Source organism: Rhodococcus sp. RD6.2 (genome assembly GCF_001040705.1).
In the GTDB taxonomy this organism is placed as follows: Bacteria; Actinomycetota; Actinomycetes; order Mycobacteriales; family Mycobacteriaceae; genus Rhodococcus_G.
Map to the genome: position 1 here is coordinate 260,539 of NZ_CVQP01000011.1, position 11,863 is coordinate 272,401.

An 11,863-nucleotide genomic window follows, 5' to 3' on the forward strand; every position below is an offset into this window, starting at 1 on the left:
GCGTCCCGGCCTGTGAGCGCAGGCCGGGACGCCGGAGTCGGAAACGGTCACGGCCGTCCCACGGCGGCGTCGCCGCTGGTTCAACTCTGCGACGGCGTTGCCGCTAGTTCTTCTCGGCGCTCTCGCCTGCGATCCGCCTGTCGTAGGCGGCGCGATCTGCTCCCACGTCGAGGAACACCCGGTCGAGTCCGAACCAGCGGCGCATCACTTTGGCTGCGGGGCGCGGGAAGAGCTGCCACAGAGCGCTTCCCCCGGACAGCCGGCCGGGGACCACGGCGTGCCTGCTGCCGCGGCGCAACACCCGCACGACGGTATCGGCGACCTTCTCGGGCGGAATCGGTTGCGTCAGCGGGCCGGGTTTCGTGCCTGCGATCAGTTCGGTGTTCGTGAACGACGGCAGCACGGTCGACACCCGCACTCCCCGGTCGGCGAGTTCCGCGTCGAGAGCCTCGCCGAACCCGACGACCGCGAACTTGGTGCCGGTGTAGACGGTCATGCCGGGTGCGGGCATGCGGCCCGCGATGGACGCGACGTTGACGATGCGTCCGCCCGATCGGGCGACCATGCGGCGTGCGGCGCCGCGTGCGCCGTTCATGACGCCGAGGACGTTGATGTCGACGGCGCGCCGCACCACCGCGTCGTCCTGGTCGAGGACGGCACCGATCGGCATGATGCCCGCGTTGTTGACCCAGACGTCCACCGGTCCGAGCATCGACTCGATCTCGTCGAGGAAGGTCTCGACGGACGCTGGGTCGGTGACGTCGAGACGCACGCCGACGATGCCGAGCTCGTCTGCGGTAAGCGCGGTCTGCGTGACGTCGACGTCACCGATCGCGACCTTCGCGCCCGCGTTCTGCAGGGCGCGGGCGGTGGCCCGGCCGATTCCGCGGGCACCGCCGGTCACGACTGCGACCTTGCCCGTCATGTCGATTCCCTTCACGAGTGGGTCTCCTTCAGCTCGTCGATGGTGTGGCGCAGGACCTTTCCGGACGATCCGCGCGGGAGTTCTTCCACGAACACGATGTCGCGTGGCATCCGGGACCGGGGCAGTTCGGCGGCGACGTGGGCGCGGATCGAGGTCTCGTCGAGGTCGGTGGCCTCGACGCGGACGACGTAGGCCCGCAGACGCTGTCCGAACTCGGGGTCCTCGACGGGGGTCACGGCCGCGTCGGCGATCGCCGGGTGCGCATGGAGGACGATTTCGAGTTCCTCGGGGAAGACGTTCTCGCCGCCCGAGACGACCATCGAATCGGAGCGGCCCGCGACGAACAGTCGGCCCGCCGGGTCGAGGTGACCACGGTCGCCGGTGTCGAGGAATCCGTCGGCGCCGCTTCGGCTCGTGCCGTCGGTGTACGCCTCGATCTGACCGGGGGTGCGGACGAGGATCCGGCCCTCGGTCCCGGCGGGAACCGAATTGCCGTGCACGTCGGCGATGCGCACGGTGTTGCCGACCGGCGGACGCCCCGCGCAGTCGGGAGCGATCGCGAGGTCGTCCGGGGTGGCGATGCTGATGTACGCGGCCTCGGTGGAGCCGTACAGGTTGTGCAGCACCGGCCCGAAGACGTCCTGGACCTGCGCGACGAGGGCCGGGTCGAGGCGGGCGCCGCCGCTCGCCACGATCTGCAGTGCCGCCAGGTTCGCCGACGTCACCTCGTCGCCGAGGGCGAGAAGGCGGCGGATCATGGTGGGGACCGCGATGAACGTCGAGCATTCGAGGCGCGCGAGGTCGTCGAGTGCGCGCCTCGCGTCGAAACGGCGGTGCATGACGAGGGTCGAGCCGAGCATGAGAACGAGGACCGCGACGAGCAGGCCCCACCCGTGGAACACCGGCGCCGACAGCAGGACCCGCTCGTTGCCGCGCAACGGGATTCGTTGCAGCAGACCGGCGGTCAGCATCAACGTCGTCGGCTCTCCGCGGGGCGCGCCCTTGGGGATGCCGCTTGTTCCGCTGGTGAGGATGACCAGCGCCGCGGCCTGCTTCGGCCGCGGCGGCACGGCGTCCGTGCTTCCGGCGATCAGGCGCTCGAGCGCGTCGGAGGGCCGATCGCCGTCGTGCCAGGCGCACCACTTGGGGCCGACGAAAGCAGCGGCGGCCTCGGCGAACTCCTCGTCGTACACGATCGCGTCGAGCTTCTCCCGCTCGGCGACGGCTGCGACCTGGCGGGGTCCGAAGTCGGAGCCGAGCAGCACGACGCGCGCGCCTGTCGCGGCGGCGCCGCACAGGGTGACCAGTGCGTCGGCGTGGTTTCGGCACAGGATCCCGATGCTGGGTCTGCCTGCCCTGCCGCGGAGTTCGGTGAGCAGCGCGTTCGCGAGGCGGTTCGTCCGTCGGGCGAAGTTCTCGAAGGTCAATTCGCCTCGGTCGTCGACGATCGCGACGCCGGAGTGAACGGCCGCGCAGTAGGCGGGCAGTCCGCCGAACGGGCCGAGTTGGCCGACGCCGCGGGCGCCTGCGGCCAGACGACGCGGGTTGTGACGGAACATGCCCGACTTGCGGAGGATCCCGGCGGCGGTGATTTCGTTCTGCGCCCTGGTCAGGGCGGTTTCGAGGTTCATCGTTGTCCTCACGATCGGTGGGGCAGCGCGAGGCGGACTCGCGTGCTGACGTTCATCGCGCCCAGCAGGAGGGAGCGGAAGCGGTCGGGGTAGCCGGTGGGCACCCGCTGGGTCGTGACGGTCTGCGGTTCGGTGTAGCGGACAATGCCGTCACGTCCGTGCCTGCGGCCGACGCCGCTGGTCCGCATGCCTCCCATGGGAGCGTCCAGTGCGGCGATCGCGGACAGGTAGCCGTCGTTGATGTTCACCGCACCCGCGACGATGCGCGAGGCGATCTCGCTGCCGCGCCCCAGGTCTCGTGTCCACACGCTGGCGCTGAGGCCGTACTCGCCCTCGTTGGCCAGGGTGAGCGACTCCTCGTCGGAGGAGACTCGGTACACCGACACCACCGGGCCGAACGTCTCGTCCGCGTACACCGCCATCTCGGGAGTGACGTCGGCGAGGATGGTCGGCTCGTGGAACAGGTGGCCCAGATCGGGGCGCGGGCGTCCGCCGGTGAGGACGGTGGCACCCTTCGCGGCCGCATCCTCGACATGCGCGACCGTCGCCTCGAGTTGGCGTGGTGACGTCAGCGATCCCATGTCGACGTCGTAGTCGTATCCGGGGCCCAGGCGCATGCGGCGGGTGCGCTCGACGAATGCCGCGACGAACTGCGGGTACACCGCGTCGTGCACGATGATGCGTTCGATGCCGATGCACATCTGGCCCGCGTTGGAGAAGCAGGCCTGTATGGCGCCGGTCGCGGCGGCGTCGACGTCCGCGTCGGCGCGGACGATCATCGCGTTCTTGCCGCCGAGTTCGAGCGATGCGCCGATGAGGCGGTCCGCGCATCGCCGGGCGATGTCGCGGCCGGTGGCGGTGGACCCGGTGAAGCACAGGTAGTCGACGGCTTCGATCACGGCGGGGCCGATCAGGCGTCCCGGGCCCGCGACGACCTGCCACACGTCGGCGGGAATTCCTGCGTCCACGGCCAGTTTTCGGGCCAGCAGCAGGGTCCAGGGCGCCTGGGAGTCGGCCTTGCTGAGCACTGCGTTGCCGGCGACGAGTGCGGGAATGACGTCGCCGACCGCGAGGAAGAGCGGGTAGTTCCACGGTGCGATGACGCCGACGAGGCCCTTGGGGCGGTAGCCGACTCGCGCGGCCACCACTCCGGGTAGTGCGGTCGTCGCCCGGCGCACCCGTAGGTGCCTGGCGCCGGACCGGCCGTAGTAGACGGCCACCGAGATGACGCCCTGAACCTCGATCGCGGCATGGACGCGGGCCTTGCCGGTTTCCCACTGCATCAAGTCGCACAGCAGGTCGTTGTTGTCGACGAGTGCGCGTGCGAACCGGCGCACGGCCGCTGCGCGAGCTGCAACGGGAGTCCGAGCCCAGCCTTCCTGCGCCGCTCGGGCGGCCACCGCGGTTGCGGCCACCGCGGCGGGATCGGACTGCGGGACACCGGGAAGCGGCATGCCGGTGAAGGGGGCGACTGCGCGGTGCACGTTGTCGGACTTCGGCAGCTGCGCGCGGAGGGCGTCGATCAGTCGGGGATCGACTGATCCCGGGTGGTCGGCGGCAGGGGGATCGGCAGCAGCGGGGCCGTCGGCCGGAGGGGTGATGAGGGAGGTCACGGGAGGGCTCCTCGGCGAGAGGTGAGGGCGGGGAGACGTGTGCCGTCGGTGTGAGCGGACGGCGCGAACCCACACGCGGTGTGGTCGCGTGTGGTGGATATCCGTGTGGTGACGTCGATTCCGGTGGTGCCGGGATCGGGGAAGTGAACTACCAGACGAGTCGGGCGAGGTAGCGATCGGCGTACTGCCGCACCGCGTCCTGGTCCGAGATGTCCAGCTGTCCCTGCGGATTGAGCATCAGCGAGACGGCGATCCGCACGAGCAGCTCCGACACCGCTGCCAGATCGGCATCGGACATCGTGGCGCCGCTGCGGCGCAGTGTGCTCGCGACCTGCTTCGCCGCCTGGATGATGGGCGCGCCGTCCGTACGGGTGGTGAGTCCGAGCACCAACTCGGGCTCGCTCTCCAGGATCCGCGCGACGAGCGGCATCTCCTGCGTGAGGCGGACGCCCCGGGTGAAGCACTCCACCACCGCGCCGCGCGGATCGCGATCTGCCGCCACCCGGTCCAGTGCACCGAAGAAGGCGGCGGTGTCGTGGAGTACCAGCATCTCCACCAGCGCGTCCTTGTTCGGGAACCGCCGGTAGAGGGTGCTGCGGGAGATTCCGGCCCGCCGCGCGATGTCGTCCATGTTGGTGCGCCGAATCCCGTACCGCTCGAACTCCTCGCGGGCGGCGTCGAGCATCACCGTCTCGGGAGAGCTGGGCGCGGCGGCCGTCACGGGGCGTTCGGTGGGAGTGGACATCGAAGGCAGCATATCGACAGCCCGCCTGCACGTCGGGCACCACCTACAGTGCGCGGACGCGCACCGGGAGGCGGTCCTTCGGGACCGGGAGGGTGGAGTTGTCGAGCTTCCACACGTAGTCGTCAGGCACTGACCACTCGTAGTGCAGCAGCATGTTGTGCATGATCGTCTTGATTTCCATCTGCGCGAAGTAGAGGCCGATGCACTTGTGCACGCCACCACCGAACGGCATCCACGCGTAGCGGTGCACCTTGTCCTCGGCGCGTTCCTTGGTGAAGCGGTCGGGATCGAACCGCTCCGGGTCGTTCCACAGTTCCGGATTGTGGTGACTGACCAGGCTGATCGCGGAGACGTACGTGCCCTCGGGGATGAAGTGGCCGCAGATCTCGGTGTCTTCCTTCGCCTGCCGCGGGAGGCCGGGGACGGGGGAGTTCAGCCGGAGGGATTCCTTCATGATCCGGTCCAGAACGGTGAACTCGTCGAGGGTGTCGTACGAGATCTCCGGCGGCAGGGTGCGCGACTGTTCGCGCGCCTTCTCCTGCCATTCGGGATGCTTGGCCATGTAGTACGCCATCGTCGTGAGGGTGATCGTCGACGTGTCGTGCGCCGCCATCAGCACGAAGATCATGTGGTTGACGACGTCCTCGTCGGTGAACGTGTGCCCGTCCTCGGACTCGGCGTGACACAGCACCGAGAACAGGTCGGGGGTCTGTGTTGCCCGCTTCTGGGGTAGGTGCTCGTAGAAGAAGTCCTCGAGCACCTTGCGGCCCTTGAGGCCTTTCGACCACCGAAGGCCCGGGATGGGCTTGCGGATGATCGACAGGCCGGCGTTGACGCAGTCGATGAACGCCTTGTTGATCCGGTCCGCTTCGGCGCGCGGAAGGTCGAGTCCGAGGAAGATCTCGAGCGCTAGGTCGAGGGTGATCTGCTTGAACTCGTCGAGGAGACGGACGGGCTCGGCGGTGCCGTTGGATGCGACTCCGTCGCTGACCGGCAGGTGCGCGACCCGGTCCCGAACCATCGGCTGCATGTCCTGCAAATAGCCCTTGAGGTGAGTGTTCGTGAACGCCTGCTGCATGATCCGGCGGTGGTACCGGTGCTCCTCGAAGTCCATCAGCATGATGCCGCGGCGGAAGAACGGCCCGATCAGAAATCCCCACGCCGGTTCGTTGGCGAACGCCTTGTTGCGGTTCATCGCGATCGCCTCGGAGCCGTCGGCATTCAGCGGAATGACGAACTTGAGTCCGAACGAGTTGATGTAGGTGATGTCGCCGAACTCTGCGCGGCGCTTGGTGACCATGCCGATCGGGTCCTTGAAGAAGCGCAGCACCTCGATGACGCCGGGATCTCCGGTGCCGTAGATCGGCTTGAGGTCGCTACCCGTAGGAATGGCGGCCAACTGCTTGCGACGCATGGTGACTCCTGAAAGTCGGTGTGGCTGAAAGGTTGTGTGAAGCAGCGATGCTCAGGCAGGCCGATTGTGCAGCGGACGTGGATCGATGCCGACGCGGCGCCAGGCGTCCCGTGCCCACGGCATGTACAGCACGCCGAGGGGGAGGCGGTTGAACGCCGGGTTGAGGGCGCGCATGCCGCGAGCGAAACGCTGGAAGCGCTTCTCCTTCTTGGTGTCCCATTCGAGTCCGCACACCGCGCGCATCTGCGGAGGCAGGGTCCCGACGACGATGTTGCGGGTGAACGCGTTCAGCGGCGCCGAGAGCACTCGCCACACAGGGGCAGGAATCTGGCGCGGGCCGGGAATGCCCTTGCGGATGTAGCCGGTGGCGTAGGTGATCGTCTTCGTCGGGACGAACCGGTCGAGCATGCCGTCCCAGTACTTGAGGAACTCGTCGTAGGTCTGCGGCTGATTGCGGTCACTCACCCCGTAGAGCTGGTACCAGAGCTTGCCCTCTTCGAAGATCTGCACCTTCTCGTCGTAAGAGAGTCGACGGATGAACGTGTCGGTGATGTAGAGGACCTGGTCGACGAAGGTTGCGTGCGCCCAGTAGAAGAGTTCCGGGTTGAGTGCGTGATAGCGCGATCCGTCGGAGATGGTGCCCTTGATCGGCTTGTGGAAGTCGCGGACCGTCCGTCCCCAGTGGTGCGGGTCCTCGCTGTAGACCGTCTTCATGATCGGCGGGCCGCTCCGGCGGGCCCGGCCGAGGGTGTCGGAGAAGATCACCGAGTGGTCCTCGACCGCCTTGCCGAGCTGTTCGATGCAGTTCTCGGTGCCCGCGAGTCGTTGGAAGCCGAGGACTCCGCGGATGTCGCCGTAGAACTTCCACACCAGCGAGTCGGGCCCGAGTTTCAGGTCCGGGTCGAGGTCGTCGACGGGCATGGGCACCGCTTCGCGGATGCCTTCGTCGAACGGCAGCGAGACGGACCTCTCGACTGCCTCGCCGGTGGATTCGTGGGTTGACGTCATGCGAACTCCTGCCGCGTAGGACGTTGAAACAAAATCGTTTCTCTGTGTCAAAGTATCTGTGACAGACCGTAGCAACGTGGCCGCCCTCACACAAGATGCGACATGAAACGAGTGTCGGGTGTGAAAAGAGTGACGGCCGACCTCGTCAGGCGGGTGCCTGACGGGGTCGGCCGGACGTCGGTGATCACAGTTCGGTGGCGGCGGTGGCCCGCGAATGTTACTGGCTGGTAATTTGGGCGGTAATCCGACGAAAGGCCGATCCGTGACCGTGCAGCTGTTCAACCCGAACACCTACGACCCGCAGGAATTCGACCCGGAGACCCGCAGGCTGCTGCGCGCCACCATCGACTGGTTCGAGGCCCGGGGCAAGCAGCAGGTCCTCGAGGACGACCTCGAAGCGGTGTGGCCCGCGGACTTCCTCGACTTCGTCCGCCAGGAGAAGTTGTTCGCCACCTTCCTCACTCCGGCGGAGTTCGCCGACGGCGACCCCAACCGCCGTTGGGACGCCGCTCGCAACGCCGCGCTGAGCGAGATTCTCGGCTTCTACGGCCTGGCCTACTGGTACGCGTGGCAGGTCACCGTTCTCGGTCTCGGCCCGATCTGGATGAGCGACAACGTCGACGCCAAGCGCCGCGCCGCTCAGCAACTCGTGGACGGCGAGGTGATGGCCTTCGGGCTGTCGGAGCGCGATCACGGTGCCGACGTCTACTCGACCGACATGCTGCTCACCGCCGCCTCGGACGACGACGGCGTCGCCTTCCGGGCCACCGGCGACAAGTACTACATCGGCAACGGCAACGTGGCGGGCATGGTGTCCGTCTTCGGTCGCCGCACCGACATCGACGGACCCGAGGGCTATGTCTTCTTCGTCGTCGACAGCAGGCACCCGAACTACAACCTGCTCGGCAACGTGCTGCGCGCTCAGATGTACGTCAGCACCTTCCGGCTCGAGGACTACCCGGTGCGGGAAGAGGACATCCTGCACACCGGTGTCGCCGCGTTCGAGGCAGCACTCAACACCGTGAACGTCGGCAAGTTCAACCTGTGCACCGGTTCCACCGGCATCACCGAGCACGCGTTCTTCGAGTCGATCACCCACGCACACAACCGAATTCTGTACGGCAACCCCGTCACCGACTTCGCGCACGTCCGGGCGAATTTCGTCGACGCGTACTCGCGCACCCTCGCGATGAAGCTGTTCAGCGCGCGCGCCGTCGACTACTTCCGCAGCGCATCCCTCGATGACAGGCGCTACCTGCTGTTCAATCCGATGACCAAGTCCAAGGTGACGATGGAGGGTGAGAAGGTCGTCGCGCTCCTGCACGACGTCATCGCGGCGAAGGGCTACGAGAAGAACACCTACTTCCAGGAAGCGGCGCGCTACATCGGCACGCTGCCCAAGCTGGAGGGGACGGTGCACGTCAACGTCGGACTCGTGCTCAAGTTCCTGCCGAACTACCTGTTCGCCCCCACCGAGCGTCCCGAGGTCGGAACCCGCACCGACGCCGCGGACGACGTCTTCTTCTGGAACCAGGGTCCGACGCGCGGCGCCGCCAAGGTCCAGTTCGCCGACTGGACGCAGGTCTACACCCGCTTCGCCGACATCCCGAACGTCGCTCGGTTCTTCGAGCAGGCGCAGGGACTGAAGGTGCTGCTGACCGCCGCGGCACCGGACGAGACCCAGCGCGCCGACCTCGACTTCATGCTCGTGGTCGGGCACCTGTTCTCACAGATCGTGTACGGCCAGCTGATCCTCGAGCAGGCCGAACTCACGGGCGTGGACCGCGACACCGTCGACCAGATCTTCGACTTCCAGGTGCGGGACTTCTCCGCGCAGGCGGTCGCGCTGCACGGCAAGGCCTCCTCGACGCCTGCGCAGCAGGAGTGGGCACTCGGTGCGATCCGCAAGTCCGAGTTCGACGCCGATCGGTTCGCCCGGATGTGGGAGCGGGTCGTCGCCCAGGACGGCGCCTACGAGATGCGGCCCTGACCAGGTGGGGTGGCAGCGCTCGCGCTGCCACCCCACTCGTTCGGTGTCCGATCCCGATCGTCGTCGGGGCGTCCACGCCAGGCACCCCGCATTGCAGGGCGCAGATCTGCGAAATCGAGACGACCGAGTCACCGTGCCGGAGGCAGCCACGTCCGGGCTGCGGTCGCCAATGCGGCTACTCCGATCGGCAGTGTCGGTTCGATGACGGGCGCGTAGCGAGGGGAGTGGTTGGAGGGCACCTTCAGGAGCGCCGGATCGGTCATGTCTCCTGTGGTGAAGAGGGACGGGTCCGCCCCGCCCAACAGCCAGTAGGACAGCGGTGCACCCGAGCTGGTCGCGAGGATGCCGACGTCCTCGCTACCCGCTCCGGCTCCCGGATCGAGAATGCTGTCGGGGCCCAGCCAGGTTGTCATGGCGTCGAGGCTCTTGCTCAGCGCTTCGGGATCGTTGATGACGACGGGAAAGCGCTCGATCTTGGTGATCGTCGGGTCCTCCGGCGCTCCGGCGGTTTCGGCCTCGCCGCGGACGATGCGCTCGACGGCGTCGAGAATGCGTCGGCGCACGCCGGTGTCGTAGCTGCGGATGTTCAACTGGATCTCGGCCACACCGGGAATGACGTTGGCAGCGTCGCCGGAATGGATGGATCCGACGGTGAGCACCGCGGTCGCGGTGCTCGGGATCTCGCGGGAGATCACGGTCTGCAGACGCAGGATTGTCCCTGCGGCCATCACGATGGGGTCGACCGATGCCTCCGGCATCGATCCGTGAGCTCCTCTGCCGACCAGTCGTACCCGCAGGGAATCCGACGCCGCGTACGACGGGCCGGGGTGTCCGGCGACCCTGCCCGCCGGCAGGGGTGACACGTGCTGGCCGAGCACTATGTCCGGCTTCGGGAATCTGTCGAACAAGTTGTCGTCCACCATCGCCTGTGCACCCGCGCCCAGTTCCTCGGCGGGTTGGAACACGAGCATCGCGGTGCCGGTCCAGCTGGATCTGTTGTCGGCGAGAACCTTCGCCGCGCCGAGCAGGCAGGTGGTGTGCAGGTCGTGGCCGCATGCGTGCGCGACCGGCACGGTGGCACCGTTGCCGTCGGTGGCCGTTGCGGTACTGGCGTAGTCGAGGCCCGTGTCCTCCCGAATGGGTAGTGCGTCCATGTCCGCGCGTAGCAGCGCGGTCGGGCCCGAGCCGTTAGTCAGGATGCCGACCACTCCGGTTTCACCCACTCCGGTGGTGACCTCGAACCCTGATGCCGTCAGCCGTTCGGCGACGATCCCGGCGGTGCGGTGTTCCTGGAATCCGAGTTCGGGGTGCTGGTGAAGGTCCTTGTACAGGGCGATCAGCGTCGGGTCGGCCGTGAGGTCGCTCGGTGCGTGCACTTTGTGGTCCTTCGACGTGGTCAGCTGTCGGCGGCCCGGCGACCGGCTTCCCTGGGACTGCGAACCGTGGGACGGCGCACGGACATACGTACAAGTCTCGGTTCTCGCCCCGCCGGGGTCAACGTCGGCGTGTGTCGGAAACCTCCGGGGCAACGTCGGTCAGGATCGCGGGGTGACGGCGTGTCGCGACGAGAATGCGCAGCTCACGAATTTTCTGGACACCTTGATAAACACGTGTCCAGGCCTCTAGTGTCGAGACGATCGGACCGGCTGGTCGGCAGGTGCAAGGAGGCATTCGGTGGAGTTTGGCATCACGCTGTTCACGAGCGATCGTGGGATCACTCCCGCGGCGGCGGCGCGGGCGGTGGAGCGATTCGGGTTCGACTCGTTCTACGTTCCCGAGCACACGCACATCCCGGTTCGTCGCGATGCGGCTCACCCGCAGACCGGGGACGAGTCACTTCCCGACGACCGCTACATGCGCACTCTCGACCCGTGGGTCGCGCTCGGTACCTGCGCATCGGTGACCGAGCGGATTCGTCTCGGCACCGCGGTGGCGCTGCCCGTCGAGCACGACCCGATCACTCTCGCGAAGACGATCGCGACCCTCGACCACCTCTCGGGCGGTCGCGTGACCCTGGGTGTCGGGTATGGCTGGAACCTCGACGAACTCACCGATCACGGCGTCCCGATCGCCAAGCGTCGGACGATGCTCCGCGAGTACCTCGAAGGCATGCAGGCGCTGTGGTCGCAGCAGGAGGCGTCCTACGAGGGTGAGTTCCTCAGCTTCGGTCCCAGCTGGGCGTGGCCGAAAACCATTCAACAGCCCCGTGTTCCGGTCATTGTCGGCGCTGCGGGCAACGAGAAGAACTTCAAGTGGATCGCCCGCGCTGCCGACGGCTGGATGACCACCCCGATCGAGCAGGACATCGACGACAACGTCCTGCTGCTCCGCAAGATCTGGGCGGATGCCGGCCGCGAGGGCTCTCCGCGGATCGTCGTCCTCGACCGCAAGCCCGTGCCCGAGACCCTCGCGCGCTGGGAGGATCTCGGCGTCGACGAGGTCGTCTACGGAATGCCCGACGCCGACGAGCCGACCGTCGTCGCGTACCTCGAGAAGCTGGCGGGCAAGCTCGACCGCAGTCCCGCCGCGCACTGAAT

General features: G+C 67.5%; 9 protein-coding genes. 2 read left to right on the top strand and 7 right to left on the bottom strand.

The genetic code is table 11. The annotated features are described in order from the left end of the window. Positions 1-103: 103 nt before the first annotated feature. From RHCRD62_RS23640 to RHCRD62_RS23665, 6 genes are all read right to left on the bottom strand, one after another. Complete coding sequence (locus RHCRD62_RS23640; RefSeq protein WP_050067194.1) at positions 104-940, bottom strand: SDR family oxidoreductase; 837 nt, start codon at positions 938-940, stop codon at positions 104-106. After that, positions 937-2,556 carry an AMP-binding protein gene (locus RHCRD62_RS23645; RefSeq protein ID WP_050067195.1) on the bottom strand — a complete coding sequence of 540 codons (1,620 nt, stop codon included), beginning with the start codon at positions 2,554-2,556 and terminating at the stop codon, positions 937-939. Before RHCRD62_RS23645 ends, RHCRD62_RS23640 begins: the two co-directional genes overlap by 4 nt. Positions 2,557-2,564: 8 nt before the next feature. Then, positions 2,565-4,169 (bottom strand): succinic semialdehyde dehydrogenase, encoded by a 1,605-nt coding sequence (locus tag RHCRD62_RS23650; RefSeq protein ID WP_050067196.1) that lies wholly within the window; start codon positions 4,167-4,169, stop codon positions 2,565-2,567. A gap of 148 nt (positions 4,170-4,317) precedes the next feature. Then, entirely contained in the window at positions 4,318-4,914 is a 597-nt protein-coding gene (locus RHCRD62_RS23655; protein WP_253277454.1) for a TetR/AcrR family transcriptional regulator, read from the bottom strand. Positions 4,915-4,957: 43 nt separating this feature from the next. Next, a complete protein-coding gene (locus tag RHCRD62_RS23660) occupies positions 4,958-6,328 on the bottom strand; it encodes a cytochrome P450 (protein ID WP_050067198.1) in 1,371 nt (456 codons plus the stop codon). 51 nt (positions 6,329-6,379) lie between these two features. Beyond that, on the bottom strand, positions 6,380-7,336 hold the full coding sequence (locus tag RHCRD62_RS23665) for an oxygenase MpaB family protein (RefSeq protein ID WP_050067199.1): 957 nt from the start codon (positions 7,334-7,336) through the stop codon (positions 6,380-6,382). 214 nt (positions 7,337-7,550) lie between these two features. On the opposite strand from RHCRD62_RS23665, the gene RHCRD62_RS23670 reads away from it, so the two are divergent. After that, positions 7,551-9,326 carry an acyl-CoA dehydrogenase family protein gene (locus RHCRD62_RS23670; RefSeq protein ID WP_050067200.1) on the top strand — a complete coding sequence of 592 codons (1,776 nt, stop codon included), beginning with the start codon at positions 7,551-7,553 and terminating at the stop codon, positions 9,324-9,326. A 128-nt stretch (positions 9,327-9,454) separates the two neighbouring features. Here RHCRD62_RS23670 and RHCRD62_RS23675 read toward each other — a convergent pair whose 3' ends face one another. Next, positions 9,455-10,702 carry an amidohydrolase gene (locus tag RHCRD62_RS23675; RefSeq protein ID WP_050067201.1) on the bottom strand — a complete coding sequence of 416 codons (1,248 nt, stop codon included), beginning with the start codon at positions 10,700-10,702 and terminating at the stop codon, positions 9,455-9,457. Between the two features lie 298 nt (positions 10,703-11,000). Here RHCRD62_RS23675 and RHCRD62_RS23680 point away from each other — a divergent pair, with 298 nt between their 5' ends. Further along, on the top strand, positions 11,001-11,861 hold the full coding sequence (locus RHCRD62_RS23680) for an LLM class F420-dependent oxidoreductase (protein ID WP_050067202.1): 861 nt from the start codon (positions 11,001-11,003) through the stop codon (positions 11,859-11,861). Positions 11,862-11,863: the final 2 nt, after the last annotated feature.